The sequence below is a fragment of the Subtercola sp. YIM 133946 genome (genome assembly GCF_036553535.1).
Classification (GTDB): Bacteria; Actinomycetota; Actinomycetes; order Actinomycetales; family Microbacteriaceae; genus Subtercola.
Genome location: NZ_JAZHPE010000046.1, coordinates 1 through 20662 on the forward strand (window position 1 = coordinate 1; position 20662 = coordinate 20662).

Here is a 20662-nt window from a genome sequence, read left to right on the forward strand (position 1 = left end):
CGAAGCGCGTATCGAGACCCACGCTGGTCGAGTAGCGCGAAGCGCGTATCGAGACCGGCACCCCTACCCACCCACCTCCCGCACCTCGGTTTCGATACGATGCTTCGCAGCTACTCGACCGGCGAACGAAAAACCCTAGGATCTCGATCATGACAAGCAAACCCCGCCTGCTCTCGGGCATGCAGCCGTCGGCCGAATCGCTGCACCTCGGCAACTACGTGGGCGCCCTGCTCAGCTGGAAGCAGCTGCAGTCGAGCCACGAGGCGTTCTACATGCTCGCCGACCTGCACGCCATCACGGTTCCGCAAGACCCCGCCGAGCTGCGCGACAATACCCGCCGCACCGTTGCGCAGTACATCGCCGCGGGCATCGACCCGGCCGAGTCGACACTCTTCGTGCAGTCGCAGGTGCCCGCACACGCCCAGCTCGCCTGGGTGCTGAACTGCATCACCGGCTTCGGCGAGGCGAGCCGCATGACGCAGTTCAAAGACAAGGCCGCCAAGCAGGGGTCGGATGCCGCGTCGGTGGGCCTCTTCACCTATCCCATCCTGCAGGCCGGCGACATTCTGCTGTACCAGGCCGAAGAGGTTCCGGTGGGTGAAGACCAGCGCCAGCACGTCGAGCTGACCCGTGACCTCGCCACCCGGTTCAACAGCCGCTTCGGCGACACGTTCGTGGTGCCCGAGCCGTACATCCTGAAGGCCACCGCGAAGATCTTCGACCTGCAGAACCCGTCGTCGAAGATGTCGAAGTCGGCCGAGTCGCACGCCGGCGTGATCTGGATGCTCGACGAGCCGGCTGTCACGCAGAAGAAGATCATGCGCGCAGTGACCGACGCCGACGGCGGCGTGGTGTTCGACCCCGCCACGAAACCCGGCATCTCGAACCTGCTGACCATCTTCTCGGTGCTGTCGGGACAGTCGATCGTGTCACTCGAGGCGGAGTTCGCGGGCCGCGGCTACGGCGACTTCAAGAAGGCGCTGGCAACGGTGGTCATCGACACCGTCGCGCCGATCCGCACGCGGGCACTCGAGCTGCTCGGCGATCCGGCCGAGCTCGACCGCATTCTCGGCACCGCGGCCGACCGCGCCAACGAGGTCGCCGACGGCACCCTCGCCACGGTCTACGACCGCGTCGGCTTCCTCCCCCGCCGCCGTGTGCACCTCGTCTGATTCTGCAGGCCCAGCCGCCGCTGGTTGAGTAGCGCGAAGCGCGTATCGAAACCGCCCGCCTCAGGGTGCCGGTTTCGATACGCCTCGCTACGCGCGGCTACGCAACCAGCGAGGCAGCGCATAATGGAGTGACGAGATACACCCGCACCCCACCGAGGAGCGACCCCCACGCCTGACATTCTCACGTTCCTGACCACGTGGCAGCCCGACGCGGTGGGGGTCGTCGCCATCGTCATCGCGGCGGTGCTGTACCTCGCGGGCATCCTCGCCGTCAGGCGGCACGGCGGCCAGTGGCGCATCAAGCCCACCCTCGGTTTCTACGTGCTCGGCCTGGGCTCGTACGCGTTCATCGAGTTCGGCTTTCTCGGCACCTACAGCGAAGAGCTGCGGTTCGCTTTCACCACCCGCATCGCGCTGCTGCTCTTCGCCGTGCCGGCCCTGCTCGCCACGGGCAAGCCGGTCGAGCTGGCACGGGCCGCGCTGACCGGGCGACCGCTGAGTGCGCTGAACTGGTTTCTCGACTCGAAACTGGTCGGCATCATGGGCAACGCGGTGTTCGGGCCCGTCTTCGCACTCGTCGCGTTCTCGGTCTTTCTGACACCGATCGCCGGCACGCTGCGCGAGTCGCCCGTGGCGCAAGACGCCATCGGGCTCATCATCCCCGCCGTCGGACTCTTCATGGTGCTGCCCCTCACCGAGCTCGTGGTGGTGCGCACCAGCCTGTTCATCGCGGCCGAGTTCATGCTCGCGTTCGTCGAGCTGGTGATCGACGCCATTCCGGGCATCCTGTTGCGGTTGAACGACTCGATCCTCGACCACGCCGGGCCGATCACCACGGCGGTACCCCTGTGGTTTCCGAGCCCGCTGCGCGACCAGCAGCTGTCGGGCGACCTGCTGTGGTTCATCGCCGAGATCGCCGACATTCCGATTCTGATTCTGCTGTTCATCCGGTGGTCGAAGCACGACCGCACCGAGGCGAAGCAGATCGACGAACTGACCGACGAGCAGATGGAAGAGCTGACGAAGGCGCACCTGAAGGCGTTCGGCAACCGCACCGACTGAGCGACGTCACATCGCGCGCGACCCCTCGGTGGCCGTGACGAGCTCTTCGTGGATGCGCCGCAGGTCTTCGAGCAGAAAGCCGAGCAGCACCCAGTGCTGCGACCGTGGCACGGCGACCGCGAGAGGGGCGGTCAGCGCCGGCAGTTCGTCGGTCACCGGTTCGGGCTCGGTGCCCGGCAGGTCGGCGTTCAGGATGACCAGTCTCAGGTCGTGCGCAGCGCGGGCCATCTCCGACGCGATCTCTGCCACGATCGGCTCGTCGAGCAGGTCGCCGTCGTAGTGGTCGACGACGCCGCGCGCCATTCCGGTGACCCGCGTCACCAGGATCGTGAGCATCGCCAGCAGCTGACCGTCGCGCTCGAGCAGGTCGCGGTGGCCCGATCGCCGCGGGTTGTACTTCAGGCTCTCCTCGCCGTTCGCGAGGGCCGCTGCAGCCTTTGCGCGCATCGGGGTCAGCAGCCGCGCCTCGACGAGCATGGCGGTGCGGTCGTTCGAGCTCGACGGCTTGCTGAGCATCCGCGACATCGTGTCGAGCATGTTCGCCACCTCGTTGCCGAGATCGGCGACCGCTTCGTGCACCGGCTGAAGAGCCACAGGGGGAACGATCAGCAGGTTCACAGCAACGCCGATGAGGGCGCCGATGACGGTCTCGATGATGCGGTCGATGGCGTACCCCGGCGTGGTCGAACCGAGGGCCAGCACGAGCATCGCACTGATCGGAATCTGGATCGACGAGGTCACCCCGAGCCGCAGGGCCCAGCCCAGCAGCAGGGCGACGACCACCGCGAGCAGAATGGCCCACGACGACTGACCCACGGTGATTCCGATGAAGTACGCCAGAATCACGCCGATGATGACGCCGACGCACCGCTCGAGCGCCTTGCCCACCGATTGCGTCACGCTGGGCTGCACCACCAGAATGGCGGCGATCACCGCGAACAGCGGAGTCAGCCCCTGAAGCAGCAGCACGCAGACCACCCAGGCGAGAATCGCGGCGACACTGGTCTTCACGACCTGCAGGAACGGAATGCGCGAGCTCGACAGAATCAGCTTGGCGTAGCGGTCGGGTGACAGGGCGGCCACGTTCATGCGTCGACCCTTGAACCAGTTGGTGGCGTTCACACACCAACACTAGAAGCCCATACCGTATATTGGGTCAGTCCCAAAGAAAGGTAGCCCATTGCCTGGAGCTGTCATTGTCATCCCCACGTACAATGAGAAAGAGACCCTGGCGGCGATCATCGACCGCATTCTGGTCTCCGACTCCGGGGTACACATTCTTGTGGTCGACGACAACTCCCCCGACGGTACGGGCCGCATAGCTGACGGCATCGCCTCAGCAGACTCCCGGGTTCAAGTCATGCACCGCACCGAGAAGAACGGGCTCGGCACCGCCTACGTGGCCGGTTTCGGCTGGGCGCTCGACAACGGCTACGACTACATCATCGAGATGGATGCCGACGGCTCGCACCAGCCCGAAGAGCTCGGCCGGCTGCTGAAGCTGCTCGACGGCGGCGCGAACCTGGGTATCGGGGCGCGCTGGATTCCGGGCGGCAAGACCGAGAACTGGCCCTGGTACCGCAAGCTCATCTCCCGCTCGGGCACGACCTACGCCCGCATCATGCTCAACTCGAAGCTGCACGACATCACCTCGGGCTACCGCGGGTTCAGCGCCGACACCCTGCGGGCGCTCGACCTGTCGAAGCTCGACTCTGCCGGGTACTGCTTTCAGATCGAGCTGGCGTGGCTCGTCGAGCGCTCGGGCGGGGTCGTGCGCGAGTTTCCGATCACGTTCGTCGAGCGCCTCGAGGGCCACTCCAAGATGACCACCGGCATCGTCGTCGAGGCCCTCTCGAAGGTCACCACCTGGGGCATCGCCGCCCGCCTGGGCCGCATCCCCAAGTCGCAGCCCCTCGCCGTCAAGTAGCCCGCCCGCCGGGCCGCACCCCGCCGCCGCCCGCGCGGTCACGTGGCCGGTGGCGGCGCAGGTTGAGTAGCCCTGCGTAGCAGGGTGTATCGAAACCGCCGGTCAACCCACCCGTCGGCACCGGCCGACCCCACCTCGGCCTCGATACGTCGCTGCGCGACTACTCGACCAGCGACTGGCGCGCGGGCAGCGTCGAAGGCGGCCAAGCACCCCAGGTTGCGAATCATGACGCGCGACGCGCCGCAGGGGCGGCGGCGTACTAAACTAGCACCGTGCTCCGGGGTCGGTGAGAATCCGAACCGGCGGTTATAGTCCGCGAACTGATGGGCGGCCCACACCGTGGGTGGCTCTGAGGTTGATCTGGTGAAACTCCAGAACCGACGGTCATGACGGCGTTTCGACGCCGCCAGTAGTCCGGATGAGAGGTGCACACGTTTCGGGTTCGTTCTGGCAACCCGATTCGAGCGCATCGCGCATTCCCGGAGTTCGTCGACGACGAGGATTCCGGATGACCGCCGCACCTGGCACGAGCCCGAGCGACATGCTCGGCTCTGACGGTGCTGCCGCGCGCCCGGTCGGGGCCGCCATGCGCCGGGCGATCGAACTCTCGCAGCGTGGACCGGCGTGGGGCGTCAACCCCCAGGTCGGCTGCGTGCTGCTCGCGCCCGATGGCCGCGTGCTCGCCGAGGGCTGGCATCGCGGCGCCGGCACCGCCCACGCCGAGGTCGACGCTCTCTCGAAGGTGCAGAATGCCGGCGCCGCGCAAGGCGCCACAGCCGTCGTCACCCTCGAACCCTGCAACCACACCGGGCTGACCGGCCCCTGTTCCGAGGCGCTGATCGCGGCCGGAGTGGCCGAGGTCGTCTTCGCCGTCGACGACCCCGGAGCTCGTTCGGCGGGCGGCGGCGCACGGCTCGCGGCCGCCGGGGTCGGCGTGCAGAGGGGCCTGCTCCGGTACGAGGTCGAGCAGAGCATCCGACCGTGGCTGACCTCGATGCGCACCCGGCGCCCCTACGTGACGGTGAAGTGGGCGGCGAGCCTCGACGGCCGCACCGCCGCGGCCGACGGCACGAGCCAGTGGATCACGGGCGACGCCGCCCGCGCCGACGTGCACCTGCGGCGCAGCCTCAACGACGCGATCATGGTCGCCACCGGTACGGTGCTGGCCGATGATCCGAGTCTCACGGCGCGGGCCGGCGACCAGAGCCTGTACGGGCACCAGCCGGTACCCGTGGTCGTGGGCGAGCGGGGCATCGCCCCCGGGTCACGGCTCGCCGGGCATCCGCAGACCGCCCTCGAGTACCGCACGCGCGACGTCGAGTTCGTGCTCGCCGACCTGTTCGACCGCGGCATGCGCTCGGTCTTCGTCGAGGGCGGCCCCACGCTCGCGAGGGCCCTGCTCGCCCGGGGCCTGGCCGACGAGATCGTCGCGTACGTGGCTCCGGTGCTGTTGGGCGGCCCCCGCCTCGCCATCGGTGACCTCGGCGTCACCTCGATGACGGATGCCCGGCGGCTCGACCTCGTCTCGGCAGACCTGCTCGGCACCGACCTGCGCCTCGTGCTGCGGCCGCATGCCCCCACCGTCACGTTCCCGACCAGCGAAGGAGAACCTGTTGTTCACCGGAATCATTGAAGAGATCGGCGAGGTCGTCGCCCTCGAACAGAGCGCCGACGTGATCAGGCTGACGCTGAATGCGCCGCTCGCGGTCGACGGCACGAAGCACGGCGACTCCGTCTCGGTGAGCGGCGTGTGCCTCACCGTCGTCGGGCAGTCGACGGCCGGGTTCACGGCCGACGTGATGCAGCAGACCCTCGACATGAGCACCATCGGAGCGCTGCGGCCGGGCGACCGGGTCAACCTCGAACGGGCGGCCCTGGTGGGCGACCGTATCGGCGGGCACATCGTGCAGGGGCACGTCGACGGCACCAGCGAGGTGCTCTCGGTGACTCCGGGTGAGGCGTGGAGCGTGCTGCGGTTCAGCCTCAGCGACGAACTCGCCCCCCTCGTGGTCGACCAGGGGTCGATTGCGGTGGCGGGGGTCTCGCTGACGGTCTCTGACGTCGACGGCGGTCACGGGCATCCCGAGACGGAGGCAGTCGGCGACGGGGCTGCTGTGAGCCTCACCGGCGCGCGCGGCGGACACTGGTTCGAGGTGTCGCTCATCCCCGAGACCCTGGCAGCCACCACCCTCGGCACCCTCGCCGTGGGTGACGTCGTCAACATCGAGACCGACATTCTGGCGCGGCACGTGCAGCGCCTGCTGTCGTTCACCGGCGCGACCGGCGCCGACGCCCCCGCCGGCGATCCGGCTCGGGCATCCGGCCAGAGGAGCAACTGATGGCATTGTCGAGCATCCCCGAGGTTCTGGCCGCCCTGCGCGCCGGCAAGCCGGTCATCGTCGCCGACGACGAGCACCGCGAGAACGAGGGCGACGCCATTCTGGCGGCCGAGCTGGCCGGCCCAGAATGGATCGCCTGGATGGTGCGCCACACCTCCGGGTTTCTCTGCGCCCCGATGACCCCGGCGCGGGCGGCCGCCCTCGAGCTGCCGCCCATGGTCGTGCGCAACGAAGACAGCCTGCGCACCGCCTACACGATCACCGTCGATGCCTCGTCGGGCGTCACCACCGGCATCAGCGCCGCCGATCGCGCGGTCACCCTGCGCGCCCTGGCCGACCCGGCCTCGACACCGGCGAGCTTCATCCGGCCCGGGCACGTGCTGCCCGTCGTGGCCGTCGACGGCGGCGTTCGGCAGCGTGCCGGCCACACCGAGGCCACCGTCGACCTGTTGAAGCTGGCGGGGCTCACCCCCGTGGGCGTCATCGGCGAGATCGTGGCCGACGACGGGTCGATGGCGCGGATGCCCGGCCTCATCACCCTCGGCGAGAGGGAGGGTCTGCCGGTCACCACGATCGCGGCCCTGGTCGAGTGGCTCGATGCGCACGACGCCGCGGCGGCTGACGCTGACGGTTCTGGCTCGGGCTCCGGTTCAGGTTCTGGCTCGGGCTCCGGTTCGGGCGCCGGTTCGAGCGCCGGTTCGGGTTCGTCGACGACCGCCACCCGCGACGCCACCTCGACCGCACGGGATTCGCACACCCCCCCGGCGTCCGCAGCCACGACCGACCTCGACCGGGTGCGGTTCGAAGTCGAGACCGAAGTGCCGACCATCCACGGCCCGTTCCGGTTCAGGGCCTACCACGACCTCATCACCGGGGCCGACCACCTCGCCATCATCGCCGGCGAGCCCAGCCACGAGAACGCCCTGGTGCGGGTGCACTCGGAGTGCCTGACGGGCGAGGCCTTCGGTTCGCTGAAGTGCGAGTGCGGCCCACAGCTCGACGCCTCGCTCGACCTCATCGCCGAACGCGGCGGAGTGGTGATCTACCTGCGCGGCCAGGAGGGGCGCGGCATCGGTCTCATCAACAAGCTGCGCGCCTACCGTCTGCAGGAAGACGGGCTCGACACCCTCGACGCCAACGTCGCCCTCGGGTTCGCCGTCGACTCGCGCGACTACGGCGCCGCGGCCGCGATTCTGCACGACCTCGACGTCGCCTCGGTGCGGCTGCTGACCAACAACCCCGACAAGGTGCGGCAGCTCGAAGAGCACGGCATCGAGGTTTCGACCCGTGAGCCGCTCATCGTCGGCGAGGGCGAGGCCAACACCTCGTACCTCGACGCGAAACGCGACCGCATGGGGCACTTCTTTCCGGCTCGGGTGAGCTGACCCGGCCCGATCCCCGCGTCTGACGCCAGCCCCATCACCCCGATCATCCCGACCACCCGAAGAAAGGCCCCCACCCCATGAGCGGCGCCGGAACCCCCACCTCCACCACCCCCCTCGACGGCACCGGCCTGAAGGTCACGATCGTCGCCGGTCGCTGGCACGACGAGATCACGAACGGCCTGCTCGCCGGCGCCCATCGCACGCTCGCGGCGGCCCACGTCGACGTCACCGAGCTCCGCGTGCCCGGCAGCTTCGAGCTGCCCGTCGTCAGCCGCGCGGCCCTCGAGGCCGGGGCGGATGCCGTGGTCGCCCTCGGCGTGATCATCCGTGGTGGCACCCCGCACTTCGAATACGTGTCGGATGCCGCAACCAGCGGCCTGACCCAGGTCAGCGTTCTGACCGGCAAACCGGTCGGGTTCGGCGTTCTGACCCTCGACGATGAGGCGCAGGGCCTCGACCGCGCCGGACTCCCCGGCTCGCGCGAAGACAAGGGTGCCGAGGCCGCTGAGGCGGCGGTCGCCACCGCACTCACCCTGCGATCGATTCGCACCGGGCATCCGCTCGCCGGCTGACGCGGGCGGCGTCGTTCGAGCGTCGCCCCAGCTCAGCTGAGCTGCGCGCTGGTGGCCGGCACCTCGACGGTGGCCGCCGGTTTTCTCTTGATGTACGGCAGTCGTCTCTGCAGCCAGGCCGTGAGCGGGCTCTCGACGAAGCGGTAGATCAGTGCCGCCGCGATGATCGTTCCCACGATGCTCAGCGCGATCGACAGGCCCACACTGCGCAGGCCGATGCCCGCCAGAACGGCCGGTACGATCGGCGCCAGCAGGGGGTGGAAGAGGTAGAGCGAGTACGAGGCGTCGCCCATGTAGGTCACGGGGCGTGGAATGAACCGGCCGGTCAACGGTTCGATCAACACGATGGCGACGACGACGGCCGTGCAGCTGGCGTTCCTGATCAGGCTGGCCGGCTGCCACGCGGTTCCGTCGACGAGACTCGAGCCGACGCTGATGGCGGCCCAGAGCGCGATCACACCGAGAAGCCAGGTGATGGCCTCGCGGTGCTTCCTGTCACCCGTCCACTTGCCGATGATCATGCCGACGAGGAAGTAGAGCACGATCGGGTTGAGATAGAAGGTCGGTACCGGCCACTCCCCGTCGGGGCGCCAGATGCTGGCGATCGCGAGAGCGCCGAGAACGATGCCGCAGAAGTACAGCACGTTGGCTCGGAACAGCAGTGCGAGCGTGAACACCGCGTAGAAGGCCATCTCGAAGACGAGTGTCCAGCCGACCCCGAGCAACGGTTCGACCGACCCGTCGATGTTGCGACTGGGCAGGAAGAAGTAGGAGAGCACCGCGTTGGCCGGATTCAGCACCGCGTGCAGCACCAGCCCTGGTATCGCGACCAGCGTCAGGAGTTTCACCGTCGTCGCGATCCAGTACATCGGCACGATGCGCACGAGACGACGCATACCGAAGTACTTCCACCCGTCTGGGCTGCCGTCGATGGAGCGCGTCGAGATCATCATCACGAAACCGCTGATGATGAAGAAGAGGTCGACCCCGACCTCGCCGAAGTGCCAGACATCGATCGACGGATCGAGTCGATCCTGCGCGTAGAGCGTCGAGTGCGTGATCACCACCAGAATGGCGGCGCCGAAGCGTAAGGCCTGGATGCCTTCGTATTTCAGCTTGATTTTCTGCACAGGGATTCCAATCCGACGCCCTCACGCTAACCGCGATTCATCGAAAAGGCCCTACCCTTAAACAGGGGTCGAACGTCTCACGCCCGGCCACCGGGGGCACGTCTTCTGAGCGGCTGCTCCGGTTCACCGTGGCTAGGAACGTAGGTGACCGGAACAGCTCCGCAGTTCAGGTTGCGTACTAAAAGTAACGTCGATCTGTCGCGGAATGCATCACCCAGTACGGGGCATCCCCGAAGTGGGGTGCCGATGAACGGGGGCACCGAGCCGGCCGCGGGCGCCCTCGACTGCCCCTAGTAGTGGGGCGAGAACACAGCGTGAGGCCCGTGTTACCGTGAACGCGTGATGCCGATAGCGCCCGCCGTCGGCGGTAGAACAGACATCGGCGCCGCCGTGATCGGCGGCGGCTTCTATGGCCTGCGCGTCGCGCTCTTTCTGCGCGAGAGTCTCGGCGTGAAGCACGTGCGCGTCTTCGAGAGGGAGCCCGAGGTGATGAACCGAGCGAGCTTCGTCAACCAGGCCCGCGTTCACAACGGGTATCACTACCCCCGCAGCATCCTCACGGCCTATCGCTCGCGCGTGAACTTTCCGTCGTTCGTCGCCGAGTACAGCGACGCCATCGTCGACAACTTCGACCACTACTACGCCATCGCGCGCATTCTGTCGAAGGTGAATGCCCGACAGTTCGAGCTGTTCTGCGATCGGGTCGGCGCCTACTGGGGCCCGGCGCCCAAAGAAGTGGCCGAGCTGTTCCATTCGGGCCGCATCGAACGCAGCTACGTCGTGCGCGAACCGGCGTTCGATGCGCGCATTCTGCGGGAGATCGTCATGCAGAGGGTCGAGCGGGTGGGTGGTATCGAGGTGGGCCTCGGCGACGAGGTCGACACCGTCACCGGTCTTCCCGGCGGCCGGGTCGGCGTGTCTGCCTCGAGCGGAGACTACGCGGCAGATCGGGTGGTGAGTGCGACCTATTCGCGCATCAACGTGCTGCACCGGTCATCCCACCTCGACCAGGTCTCGCTGCAGCACGAGATCAGCGAGATGGCCTTGGTCGAACTGCCGTCTGAGCTGCAGGGCATCGGCCTGACCGTCATGGACGGACCGTTCTTCTCGCTCATGCCGTTTCCGAGCCGCAAGGTGCACACGCTCTCGCACGTGCGTTTCACGCCGCGCTACCGCTGGAGAGAGGGCGAAGGGCAGAACGAGTTCGATCCGCAGAGCGTCATGAGCGTCGGCGACGGCCGCTCGGGCTATGCCGGAATGCGCGCAGACGTCTTGCGCTACGTGCCATCGCTCACTGCCATGAAACAGGTCGGTTCCATTCGCGAGGTGAAGACCGTGCTGGCGAAGAGCGACATCGACGACTCGCGGCCCATCCTGTACCGACCCGACCACGGCATCGAGAACTACACGTGCATCATGGGCGGCAAACTCGACAACATCTACGATGTGCTGGCCGAATTGGAGCTCACCCGTGCCCATCGTTAAGCCCACCACCGGCAAGGTCGACGCCTTCGTGTCGGTCGTCGCCGTGCTCGACGAGAACGTCTCGCGGGCCACCGAGTTCATCACCGATATGCACCAGGTGCTCAGCGACAACTACACGAACTACGAGTTGGTCGCGGTGATCAACGGCATCAGCCCCGATCAGATTCCCGACATCCGCGACCTTCTGCGCGTGCTGCCGTGCGTGCGGGTGCTGCGGCTCTCGCGCAAATTCTCGGTCGATACGGCGATCTTCGCGGGGCTCGAGTCGGCGATCGGCGACTACGTGGTCAATCTGACGCCCGAGCTCGACCCGGTGGGCGTCGTTCCCGACCTCGTCGACCTGGCCATGAAGGGCAACGACGTCATCCAGGGCATCAGCCTGACCCCCATCGGCGGATCGGGCGTTCGAAAGCTCGGCCGACGCGCGTTCTACGGTTACAACCGCCGTTACCTGCACGTCGACATCGCGCCCCAGGCCACCTACCTCGCCTGTCTGACACGCCGGGCCATGAACTCTCTCGCCAATGCGTCGCGGAGCCTGCGCTACCTGCGGCACCTCATCCGCCACATCGGATACCGCCTCACCGACTACGAATACATTCCCCTCGACTCGTCGCATCGCGTGAGATCGCTGCGCAACGACGTCATCAAGGGCCTGGAGATGATCACCAGTTACTCGGCGCATCCGCTCCGGTTCGTGACCCTGATCGGCGTTCTCACCGGTGTGGCCAACCTGCTGTACGCGTTCTACGTGGTGATTCTGAGACTCGTGAGCACTGATGTGGTCGCAGGGTGGACGACGACCTCGCTGCAGCTGTCGGCCACGTTCTTCATCTTCTCGATCATCCTCGCCGTGCAGGCGGAGTACATCGGCCGCGTGCTCGCTGAGACCCGGCGCGAACCGGTGTACTTCATCATGGAGGAGATGGAGAGCGACACCCTCATCGCCGACCTCGACCGACGCAACTTGAGCAGCTGAGAGCCCCGAGTGACCATCACAACAGCAACACCGCACGACGTACCGGCCTCGCGCACCGACGTGCTGGCGCCGAAGCGCACGAAGTACTGCGTCGTCGTGTTCGTCATCAACGAGGGCGAGAAGGTGCGGGCCCAGCTCGCCCGGATGGCGCCCCTCGCCGACCAGATCGACATCGTGATCGCCGACGGCGGCAGCACCGACGGCAGCCTCGACCTCGCCTACCTCCGCGAGAATCGCGTGCGCGCGCTGCTCACCAAGACGGGCGCCGGCAAGCTCAGCGCCCAGATGCGCGTCGCATTCGCGTGGGCGCTCGACGAGGGCTACGAGGGCGTCGTCGTCATCGACGGAAACGGCAAAGACGGAGTCGACGCCATTCCCGACTTCATCGCGCTGCTCGACGCCGGGTACGACCACATCCAGGGCTCCCGGTTCATCGCGGGTGGCAAGGCCGTGAACACCCCCCTCGTACGGCTGGTCTCGGTTCGCCTGCTGCACGCTCCGGCCATCAGCGTGGCGGCCCGCACCCGGCACACCGACACGACGAACGGGTTTCGCGCGTACAGTCGCCGGCTGCTCGCCGACGACGAGGTTGCCGTGTTTCGAGACGTCTTCGTCACGTACGAGCTGCACTACCACCTCGCCCTCGAGAGTTCACGCCTCGAGCGCTTTCGCACGATCGAGACACCGGTGAGTCGCACCTATCCGGCGCACGGCAAGGTGCCGACGAAGATCAGCCCCCTGAAAGGCAACGCGCACGTGCTGAAGGTGTTGTTCAACGCGGTGACCGGCAGATATCGATACCAGCAGGAGACGCAGAAGTGAACACCGCACGATCGAGCCATGGTGATGCGCTGGTGGGCCACACCGGATTCGTCGGCTCGAACCTCGCGGCGCAGCATCCCTTCGCCGGCCTGTTCAACTCGGCGAACGTGGCGAAGATCGAGGGCAGGGAGTTCGACACGGTCGTGTTCTCGGCCGCGCGAGCAGAGAAGTGGCGCATCAACCAAGACCCGCAGACCGATCGCGTGCACATCGAGAGCCTGAAGAACACCCTGCGTTCGTTCAGGGCCAACCAGCTCGTGTTGATCTCGACGGTCGACGTGTACGCATCGCCCGTCGGTGTCGACGAGTCGACCCCGGTACCGGCGCCCGGCCTGCACGCGTACGGGCTGCACCGTGCCGAGCTCGAACGGTTTGCCGCAGACCACTTCGAGAGCGTTCTGGTCGTTCGCCTGCCGGCCCTGTTCGGAGCCGGAATCAAGAAGAATGTCATCTTCGACCTGCTGCATGACAACAACACCGACAAGATCGACCATCGGGGCACCTTTCAGTACTACAACCTCGGCCGCCTCTGGGCCGACATCGAGACGGCGCGGGCGGCCGGGCTGCGGCTGGTGAACTTCGCCACCGAACCGGTGTCGACCGGAGTGGTGGCGCGCGAAGCCTTCGGTTTCGAGTTCGACAACGAGCCGCCCGGTTCTGTTGCGGGCAGCTACGATTTTCGCAGTCTGTACGCCGACGAGTTCGGCGGGCAGAACGGCTACCTGTACAGCGCCGACGAGGTTCTGGCCGAGCTGCGTTCGTTCGTCTCGTCGCAGCGGGCGACCGTATGACGCTGGCCGTATCGAACATCGCGTGGCCCGCAGACGAAGAAGCTGCTGTCGCGCAGGCGCTGGCCGACCTGTCGGTGTCGGCGGTCGAGATCGCCCCGACCAAGGTGTTCGCCGACCCGCTCGCGGCCTCAGACGAGCAGGTGGCCGACTACCTGTCGTTCTGGGCCGACCACGGCGTCTCTGTCGTCGCCTTCCAGTCGATGCTGTTCGGCCGGCCCGAGCTCACGGTGTTCGATGACTCGGATGTTCGCCGAGCGACCCAGAATCATCTGGCCGGATTCATCGACCTCGCCGCACGCATGGGCGCCTCGGTGCTCGTCTTCGGGTCCCCGAAGAACAGGCGGGTGCCACCCGGCATGAGCGACGCAGAAGCCGACGACATCGCCGCCGACTTCTTCGGCCTGCTGGGCGAGATCGCCGCAGCCAGCGGCACGCAGCTCCTGCTCGAGCCGAACCCGACGGCGTACGACTGCAACTATGTGTACACGGCCCAGCAGGGATCAGCCCTGGTGGCCCGGGTGGCCAACCAGGGCTTCGGACTGCACCTGGATGTCGCGGGGATGACCCTCGCCGGTGACGACTCCTACACGGCGATCACCGGCAACCCGCACATCAGTCACTTCCACGTCAGCGCTCCGCAGCTCGGCGAGATCGAAGAGACCGAGGTCGACCACGACAGGGCCGCCCGAGCCCTCGCGGCGATCGACTACCGCAACGTCGTCTCGATCGAGATGCGACCCGGTGCACCCGGCGAGGCCGCCGATCGCGTTCGGCGCGCGGTCGGGGTCGCACGGCGTCACTACGCCGACGTTCTGTAGCGGCGGGCGTCTGCGGCGGGCGTCGTGCTGCGACGCCGTCAGGAGTGGTACATCGTGCGGCGGGCGAAGAAGTTCCACACGTAGACCACCGCTGTCGCGACGATCTTCGAGAACACGTAGAACACGCCGAGCTGCTCGGTGAGCAACCAGACGATGCCGTCGACGAGGCCGAGCCCCACCAGGCCGATCGCCGCGAAGATCAGAAAGCGCAGACCGGCATGGGTGATCTTCGGTGAGCTGAACACATAACGTTCGCTGAGGAAGTACGTCACGGTCAGCCCCCCGATGAATCCCACGGTCGCGCCGAGCACCGGGTTCAATCCGAAACCGCTGGTCAGCAGCACGAGCAGGCCGAAGTCGACGACGAGGCCGATGGCGGCGACGCCGAAGTACTTCAGAAACTGGCGGGCCAGGGGGCCGAAGCGTCCGCCGGCGGGTACCTCGTCGGCGACCGTCTCGCGGGCGGTCATGCGCCACATCGATACAGGCCGACCCCGGCGAGCTTGTCGACCGGAGTGCAGGTGATACCCGCTGCTGCGAGCGGCTTCAGCAGGTCATCCGTCGCCGGCGTGGGCGTGGTGAGCAGGCAACCCGGGCCGTTCGACTCGAAGTAGGAGACGGCGGCCGCCTGATAGGCCGGCATGTTGTCGCGCACCTTCTGCAACCAGGAGTCGGCACCGAGACCCGAAACGGTCGCCACCTCGCCCTGCAGGTCGATGCCGAGGTGATCGCGCGCGATGTAGATCTCGGCGGCCGGCTGGAAGCTGTAGTCGACGTAGGTCGCATCGCAGACCGAGTCGCCGGCGGCCAGCAGCCGCCCGACCTCCTCGTGTCTGTTCACCGAACCGTAGACCGCAATGCCCAGAAAGCCGACACCGACCACCGCAGCGGCTGTGCCGGCCGCGACCCGCAGAACGACGGAACGTCGCCGCAGCGGGGCGAGAGCGACCCAGATGGCCTGAGCCGCGGCCCCGAAGGCCAGCCCGATCACCGGTGTCGCGAATAAGACGTGCCGCGGATTGCTGAAGGGCGTCAGGCCGACGAGGGTGCCGCCGACCATCGCCACGACAGTGAAGAGGAGGGCCAGGTACGGGAACCACTGCACGACGCCGCGGCGTCTCGACAGCACCATGCCGATCACGATGACGACACCGATGGCGACGCCGAACAGCAGGAACAGGGGTTTGCCGGTCGGCGCCCAGATTCCGGCCAGGGCCGTCGCGAGCGATCTGAGCCCGGCACCCTGGTAGAACGGCAGGCTCAGCTGGTAGAGAGCCGCCGGTTTGATCACCGTGAGGTAGACGATCGCGAAGCACACGAGGTAGACGACCCCGGCGACGATCAGCTTCCATCGGGCCGCCCTGAGGGCCACCCGATCGCTGATGAAGGCGATGATGAGCACGCTGATCGCGACGGCTCCGGTGGCGAGCGGGGCAGTGTTCGAGAACAGCACAGACACCACCGAGATCACCAGGAACGCGACGACCGAGCGGGTGCGCAGCTTCGACGCCAGCAGCGTGTAGCCGGCGGCGAGGATGAGCGCACCTGCCGCGTACTCGAAGATGTAGTGCTTGAACATCGCCGACTCGGAGACGACCCACATGGCGAGGCCGCCGGCCGCCATGGTGGCGAGTCGGCCGAACGTGCCCGGTACGACCCGGCTCGCGCGGTAGAGGGCGACCAGTCCGACGATGTAGGCGAGAAACTCGGGTATGCGCAGAACCGTCTCATTGAGACCGACGGCGTCGACCAGCACCTTGAAGATCACGTAGACGCCGTAGGGCATCGTCTGCTCGAAGAGGAGCATCGGCTGCCCGGGCGCGAGGAACGCCTCGTTCGCGATCGCCTGGTAGGCCATCGCCTCGTCGAACCAGAAGTTGCGGTTGGTGAACAACGACCCGGCGATGATGACGGCGAAGACCACGATGAGCAGGATCGGTGCCGCGCGTGATCTCAGTCGTGGCTGAGCCGAGGCTTGTTCACGCACGGTCATAGACGACAACTCTACGAGTGCGGCACTTCGCACCAGTACCCCCAATGCGAGAGGCACGGCACGCCGATCGGCGAGCGCAAGCCCCCTGACGCAGGCGCGCGGGGCGCGAATTCAGGAGTAAAGTCGGGGGTCGGGCCAACCAGCCCCCGCCTCTCGTCACATCGTGGTCGACTCTGCGCCCGATCGACGCAGCCGACGCACCTGTGCTCCGTCACACACTCTTCACGAGTCTTCGTTCGAAAGCCGTCATGTCTTCGCCAACGCTCTCCCCCTCTGCACCCGCTGCCGTGAACACCCGGTCACGGGTCGTTCTCGCCAGCCTGATCGGCACGTCGATCGAGTTCTACGACTTCTACGTGTACGCCACCGCCGCGGTGCTGGTGTTTCCGAAACTGTTCTTTCCGACCACCGACCCGAGCGTCGGGCTGCTGACGTCGTTCGCGGTGTTCGGTGTGGCGTTCGTTGCGCGGCCGATCGGCTCGATCATCTTCGGCCACTTCGGCGACCGCATCGGCCGCAAGAAGACCCTCGTTGCCTCGCTGCTCGTGATGGGCATCGCGACCGTGCTGATCGGCTGCCTGCCGGTGTACGCCTCGATCGGACTGTGGGCGCCGATTCTGCTGACCGTGCTGCGGTTCGCCCAGGGCCTCGGCCTCGGCGGCGAGTGGAGCGGCGCGGCGTTGCTCGCCACCGAGAACGCCCCGGCCGGCAAGCGGGCGATCTGGGGAACGTTCCCCCAGCTGGGCGCCCCGATCGGCTTCATCATCGCCAACGGCGTCTTCCTGTGGCTGAACCTTGCTCTCTCCGCCACCGACTTCGCGGCGTGGGGCTGGCGTGTGCCGTTCATCGCCAGCGCCATCCTGGTGGTCGTCGGGCTCTACGTTCGGGTGCGGCTCGTCGAGACGCCGGCGTTCCAGCGCGTTGTCGAGGCCGGCGACGTGGTCAAGGTGCCGCTCGCCCGGGTGTTCAAGACCAGCTGGCGGCCGCTCATCCTCGGCACGTTCATCATGCTCGCCACCTACACGCTGTTCTACCTGATGACGACATTCACGCTCACCTACGGCACCACCGCTTCGTCGGTCGCCCAGGGCCAGGCGGCGGCCACGAAGGCCGGCACGACGTTCAATGCCACAGGCTTCGTTCCGGGCCTCGGCTACAACCGCAACGACTTCTTGATCATGCTGATCGTCGGCGTGGTGTTCTTCGGCATCTTCACCCTGGTCTCGGGCCCGCTGGCCGAGCGCTTCGGCCGTCGCCGCACGCTCATCATCACCACCATCGGCATCATCGTCTTCGGTCTGCTGTTCGTGCCGCTCTTCGGCGGCGGCTTCGTCGGAACCATGGCCCTGCTCATCATCGGCTTCACCCTGATGGGCCTGACGTTCGGCCCGATGGGCGCCGTGCTTCCCGAGCTCTTTCCGGCCAACGTGCGCTACACCGGCTCGGCGATCAGCTACAACTTCGCCTCCATCCTCGGTGCGGCCGTGGCGCCGTTCATCGCCGTCGCCCTCTGGACGGCGACCGGCGGCAGCACGATCCTCGTCGGCATCTACCTCAGCGCGATGGCCGTCATCACGCTCGTCGCGCTGCTCATCAGCCGCGACACGGCAGACGTCGACTACCAGACGAACCTCACCTAGGTGTTCGCTCACGGCGTCAATCATGGTTGACGAATCTGCGCCACGGTCAACTAACGTTGACGGCATGCAGAACATCACCGTGACCGCTCTCGCCGCAGGTGCGGGCGACGACGACCCGATTCGTGCGCTGAATGCCATCGCCGACCTGCGCCGCGAGGTCGACCGCCTCGAATCGGTGGCAGTGCGGCGCTCGCGCAACGCCGGTGCCTCGTGGCAGCTGATCGCCCAGGCGCTGGGCGTGAGCAAGCAGGCCGTGCACAAGAAATTCGGCAAGCGGTGAGCAGCCGGGCATCCACCCCGCCGCAGACCGCACACGAGAGAAAGCACTCATGACCACAGCACAGACCTCTGCACGGTCGGCGAGCGGCGGTCGCCGCGGGCGAGGCCGGAGGCGGGGCGACGACGATGGCCCCCGCGCCCGTTTCACCGACCTGCTGCCCTACCTCACCGAACACAAGAAGGTGCTGGCGCTGGTCATCGCGCTGAGCCTGGTGGGTGCGGCCACGAGCCTCGCCCAGCCGCTGCTGGTGAGCCAGGTCATCACGCTCGTCGGGCAGGGGTCGTCGCTGAACGGACTCGTCTGGATGCTCGTGATTCTGGTGGTCGTATCGGGCCTGATCAGCGGGTTTCAGCACTACCTGCTGCAGCGCACCGGCGAGGGCGTGGTGCTGTCGTCGCGCCGGCGGCTGGTGCGACGGATGCTCAACCTGCCCATTCGCGAATTCGACGCCCGCCGCACCGGCGACCTCGTGTCGCGGGTCGGCAGCGACACGACCCTGCTGCGAGCCGTGCTGACCCAGGGCCTCGTCGACGCCATCGGCGGCGCCTTCGTGTTCGTCGGCGCGCTCATCGCGATGCTGATCATCGACCCTGTACTGCTGGGGCTGACCGTGCTGGTCGTCGGCCTGTCGGTCGTGGTCGTCGTGCTGCTGTCGGGGCGCATCCGCACGGCCAGCCGGCAGGCGCAGGAGAAGGTCGGTGACCTGGCCGCGAGCGTCGAGCGGGCCATCAGCGCCGTGCGCACGGTGCGGGCCGCCAATGCCACCGATCGTGAGATCGAAGCGGTCGAGCAAGACGCCTACGGCGCCTACCTGATGGGCATCAAGGTGGCGAAGATCTCGGCGCTGGTGGTGCCGGTCGCCGGCATCGCGCTGCAGGTCGCGTTTCTGACCGTGATCGGCGTGGGCGGGTTCCGGGTGGCGAGCGGGGCGATCACGATTGCGTCGCTGGTGTCGTTCATCCTGTTTTTGTTCATGATGATCATGCCGCTCGGGCAGGCGTTCGGGGCGTTCACGTCGGTGAACTCCGCGCTCGGGGCGCTGGGGCGCATCGAGGAGATCATCGCGCTGCCGAGCGAGGGGCAGTTCGACGAGGCGGCTCGCGGCGAGAGCGCCGCGATGACGTCCCTGCCACCGACGATCGGTGCGTCACCCGTCGCCGTCGAGTTTCGGGGGGTCGAGTTCTCGTACGCCGAACCTGCCGCAGCCGGCGACGGCTCACCCGACTCATTGGGCCGCACTGCCGGCCCGGGCACGCCGCTGATCGCGGCGCGCTCCGACGGCAGCATGATCGGCGGCGATGCGGCCGACGACGCGCTCGGCACGAGCTCGCTCGACGACGCGGCCGCTCTGCTGGGCGACCGCGGGTACGAGGCCGGTGAGCCGGGCATCCTGAGCACCACGGTGCTGCGGGGTGTGAGTTTCAGCGTTCCGCTCGGCAAGCGCGTGGCGCTCGTGGGGCCCTCGGGAGCCGGCAAGAGCACCATTCTTGCCCTCATCGAACGGTTCTACGACCCCACCGCGGGCGAGATTCTCGTGGGCGGCACCGACATCAGGCAGCTCGACCGCCGCGCACTGCGCTCGCAGATCGGCTATGTCGAGCAAGACGCGCCCGTGCTGGCCGGCAGCATCCGGTCGAATCTGCTGCTCGCCTCGCCGCAGGCCACCGACGACCAGTGCGTCGACGTGCTGCGCGCAGTGAACCTGCTCGAGGTGCTCGAGCGGTCTGCGCTCGGACTGGATGCCCCGGTGGGCGAAGAGGGCGTGATGTTGTCGGGCGGCGAGCGCCAGCGGCTGGCAATCGCCAGGGCCCTGCTGGTTGCGCCGCCCATTCTGCTGCTCGACGAGTCGACGTCGAGCCTCGACGGACTCAACGAGCAGATGCTGCGCGAAGCCATCGACGCGGTCGCCGAGAACCGCACCCTGATCGTCATCGCGCACCGGCTCTCGACCGTCGTCGATTCCGACCTCATCGTCGTGCTCGACCACGGCCGCGTGGTCGGGGTGGGCACCCACTCCGAGCTCGTCGAGTCGACGCCGCTCTACCGCGAGCTGGCGAAGAGGCAGCTGCTGGTCTGAGGGGCGGCCGCGGGCGCGGGGCCAGCTCCTACCCGCCGGCAGCCGCAGGTTGACGTAGACCAGCTCATCGCTCCCGCGGCAGCCATGCAGGGCGCCCGGCCAGCTCATCACCCCCGCGGCAGCCATGCAGGGCGCCCGGCCGTCTCGTCGCCCCGGCAGCCTCATCCGGAGGCCGCCCCGCGCAGCTCGC

Annotated in this window: 19 protein-coding genes and 1 riboswitch; of the genes, 15 read left to right on the forward strand and 4 right to left on the reverse strand. The window is 67.4% G+C overall.

Translation table 11 applies throughout. The annotated features are described in order from the left end of the window. Positions 1–149 precede the first annotated feature (149 nt). Together trpS and V3W46_RS15830 are read left to right on the forward strand one after the other, a co-directional pair. Positions 150–1172 (forward strand): tryptophan--tRNA ligase, encoded by a 1023-nt coding sequence (trpS, locus tag V3W46_RS15825; protein ID WP_331784105.1) that lies wholly within the window; start codon positions 150–152, stop codon positions 1170–1172. Positions 1173–1385: 213 nt separating this feature from the next. Further along, positions 1386–2234 (forward strand): cytochrome c oxidase assembly protein, encoded by an 849-nt coding sequence (locus V3W46_RS15830; protein ID WP_331784106.1) that lies wholly within the window; start codon positions 1386–1388, stop codon positions 2232–2234. Positions 2235–2240: 6 nt separating this feature from the next. On the opposite strand, the gene V3W46_RS15835 is transcribed toward V3W46_RS15830, so the two are convergent. Then, positions 2241–3356: an FUSC family protein gene (locus tag V3W46_RS15835; RefSeq protein WP_331784107.1), complete on the reverse strand. Its 1116-nt coding sequence runs from the start codon at positions 3354–3356 to the stop codon at positions 2241–2243. Positions 3357–3414: 58 nt separating this feature from the next. Here V3W46_RS15835 and V3W46_RS15840 point away from each other — a divergent pair, with 58 nt between their 5' ends. The 5 genes from V3W46_RS15840 to ribH all read left to right on the forward strand — a co-directional run bounded on the left by V3W46_RS15840 (position 3415) and on the right by ribH (position 8457). Then, complete coding sequence (locus tag V3W46_RS15840; protein WP_331784108.1) at positions 3415–4161, forward strand: polyprenol monophosphomannose synthase; 747 nt, start codon at positions 3415–3417, stop codon at positions 4159–4161. Positions 4162–4430: 269 nt separating this feature from the next. Then, positions 4431–4595, forward strand: a riboswitch (FMN riboswitch). 107 nt (positions 4596–4702) lie between these two features. Next, a complete protein-coding gene (gene ribD / locus V3W46_RS15845) occupies positions 4703–5794 on the forward strand; it encodes a bifunctional diaminohydroxyphosphoribosylaminopyrimidine deaminase/5-amino-6-(5-phosphoribosylamino)uracil reductase RibD (RefSeq protein WP_331784167.1) in 1092 nt (363 codons plus the stop codon). Beyond that, positions 5775–6500: a riboflavin synthase gene (locus tag V3W46_RS15850; protein WP_331784109.1), complete on the forward strand. Its 726-nt coding sequence runs from the start codon at positions 5775–5777 to the stop codon at positions 6498–6500. Before ribD ends, V3W46_RS15850 begins: the two co-directional genes overlap by 20 nt. Further along, positions 6500–7885 carry a GTP cyclohydrolase II gene (gene ribA, locus V3W46_RS15855; protein ID WP_331784110.1) on the forward strand — a complete coding sequence of 462 codons (1386 nt, stop codon included), beginning with the start codon at positions 6500–6502 and terminating at the stop codon, positions 7883–7885. Before V3W46_RS15850 ends, ribA begins: the two co-directional genes overlap by 1 nt. 77 nt (positions 7886–7962) lie before the next feature. Beyond that, on the forward strand, positions 7963–8457 hold the full coding sequence (gene ribH / locus V3W46_RS15860; protein ID WP_331784111.1) for a 6,7-dimethyl-8-ribityllumazine synthase: 495 nt from the start codon (positions 7963–7965) through the stop codon (positions 8455–8457). Positions 8458–8489: 32 nt separating this feature from the next. Here the strand turns inward: ribH and V3W46_RS15865 are convergent, their stop codons facing one another. Further along, a complete protein-coding gene (locus V3W46_RS15865) occupies positions 8490–9587 on the reverse strand; it encodes an acyltransferase family protein (protein ID WP_331784112.1) in 1098 nt (365 codons plus the stop codon). 342 nt (positions 9588–9929) lie between these two features. Between V3W46_RS15865 and V3W46_RS15870 the strand changes: the two genes are divergently transcribed. Genes V3W46_RS15870 through V3W46_RS15890 form a run of 5 tightly spaced genes read left to right on the forward strand, consistent with a single transcriptional unit; the run spans position 9930 to position 14482 of the window. Further along, on the forward strand, positions 9930–11072 hold the full coding sequence (locus V3W46_RS15870) for an FAD-dependent oxidoreductase (protein ID WP_331784168.1): 1143 nt from the start codon (positions 9930–9932) through the stop codon (positions 11070–11072). Next, a complete protein-coding gene (locus tag V3W46_RS15875; protein WP_331784113.1) occupies positions 11059–12051 on the forward strand; it encodes a hypothetical protein in 993 nt (330 codons plus the stop codon). The genes V3W46_RS15870 and V3W46_RS15875 overlap by 14 nt, the downstream gene beginning before the upstream one ends. A 9-nt stretch (positions 12052–12060) precedes the next feature. Beyond that, a complete protein-coding gene (locus V3W46_RS15880; protein ID WP_331784114.1) occupies positions 12061–12873 on the forward strand; it encodes a glycosyltransferase family 2 protein in 813 nt (270 codons plus the stop codon). Continuing rightward, entirely contained in the window at positions 12870–13664 is a 795-nt protein-coding gene (locus tag V3W46_RS15885) for an NAD-dependent epimerase/dehydratase family protein (RefSeq protein ID WP_331784115.1), read from the forward strand. The genes V3W46_RS15880 and V3W46_RS15885 overlap by 4 nt, the downstream gene beginning before the upstream one ends. Beyond that, a complete protein-coding gene (locus tag V3W46_RS15890) occupies positions 13661–14482 on the forward strand; it encodes a sugar phosphate isomerase/epimerase family protein (RefSeq protein WP_331784116.1) in 822 nt (273 codons plus the stop codon). Before V3W46_RS15885 ends, V3W46_RS15890 begins: the two co-directional genes overlap by 4 nt. Positions 14483–14520: 38 nt before the next feature. Here the strand turns inward: V3W46_RS15890 and V3W46_RS15895 are convergent, their stop codons facing one another. Together V3W46_RS15895 and V3W46_RS15900 are read right to left on the reverse strand one after the other, a co-directional pair. Then, positions 14521–14952, reverse strand: coding sequence for a GtrA family protein (locus tag V3W46_RS15895; RefSeq protein WP_331784117.1), 432 nt, complete (start codon positions 14950–14952; stop codon positions 14521–14523). Continuing rightward, positions 14949–16475 (reverse strand): hypothetical protein, encoded by a 1527-nt coding sequence (locus tag V3W46_RS15900; RefSeq protein WP_331784118.1) that lies wholly within the window; start codon positions 16473–16475, stop codon positions 14949–14951. Before V3W46_RS15900 ends, V3W46_RS15895 begins: the two co-directional genes overlap by 4 nt. A gap of 248 nt (positions 16476–16723) precedes the next feature. On the opposite strand from V3W46_RS15900, the gene V3W46_RS15905 reads away from it, so the two are divergent. From V3W46_RS15905 to V3W46_RS15915, 3 genes are all read left to right on the forward strand, one after another. Continuing rightward, on the forward strand, positions 16724–18115 hold the full coding sequence (locus tag V3W46_RS15905) for an MFS transporter (RefSeq protein WP_331784119.1): 1392 nt from the start codon (positions 16724–16726) through the stop codon (positions 18113–18115). Positions 18116–18179: 64 nt separating this feature from the next. Beyond that, complete coding sequence (locus tag V3W46_RS15910; protein ID WP_331784120.1) at positions 18180–18395, forward strand: hypothetical protein; 216 nt, start codon at positions 18180–18182, stop codon at positions 18393–18395. Positions 18396–18444: 49 nt separating this feature from the next. Continuing rightward, positions 18445–20472: an ABC transporter ATP-binding protein gene (locus V3W46_RS15915; RefSeq protein ID WP_331784121.1), complete on the forward strand. Its 2028-nt coding sequence runs from the start codon at positions 18445–18447 to the stop codon at positions 20470–20472. The last annotated feature ends 190 nt before the right edge of the window (positions 20473–20662 follow it).

What these genes read in the sequence shown, in the direction of transcription:
- trpS (WP_331784105.1), top strand. Translation starts at nt 150, where the DNA reads ATGACAAGCAAACCCCGCCTGCTCTCGGGCATGCAGCCGTCGGCCGAA.
- V3W46_RS15915 (WP_331784121.1), top strand. Translation starts at nt 18,445, where the DNA reads ATGACCACAGCACAGACCTCTGCACGGTCGGCGAGCGGCGGTCGCCGC.
- ribH (WP_331784111.1), top strand. Translation starts at nt 7,963, where the DNA reads ATGAGCGGCGCCGGAACCCCCACCTCCACCACCCCCCTCGACGGCACC.
- V3W46_RS15870 (WP_331784168.1), top strand. Translation starts at nt 9,930, where the DNA reads ATGCCGATAGCGCCCGCCGTCGGCGGTAGAACAGACATCGGCGCCGCC.
- V3W46_RS15900 (WP_331784118.1), bottom strand. Translation starts at nt 16,475, where the DNA reads ATGACCGTGCGTGAACAAGCCTCGGCTCAGCCACGACTGAGATCACGC.
- ribA (WP_331784110.1), top strand. Translation starts at nt 6,500, where the DNA reads ATGGCATTGTCGAGCATCCCCGAGGTTCTGGCCGCCCTGCGCGCCGGC.
- V3W46_RS15890 (WP_331784116.1), top strand. Translation starts at nt 13,661, where the DNA reads ATGACGCTGGCCGTATCGAACATCGCGTGGCCCGCAGACGAAGAAGCT.
- ribD (WP_331784167.1), top strand. Translation starts at nt 4,703, where the DNA reads ATGCTCGGCTCTGACGGTGCTGCCGCGCGCCCGGTCGGGGCCGCCATG.
- V3W46_RS15895 (WP_331784117.1), bottom strand. Translation starts at nt 14,952, where the DNA reads ATGACCGCCCGCGAGACGGTCGCCGACGAGGTACCCGCCGGCGGACGC.
- V3W46_RS15905 (WP_331784119.1), top strand. Translation starts at nt 16,724, where the DNA reads ATGTCTTCGCCAACGCTCTCCCCCTCTGCACCCGCTGCCGTGAACACC.
- V3W46_RS15910 (WP_331784120.1), top strand. Translation starts at nt 18,180, where the DNA reads ATGCAGAACATCACCGTGACCGCTCTCGCCGCAGGTGCGGGCGACGAC.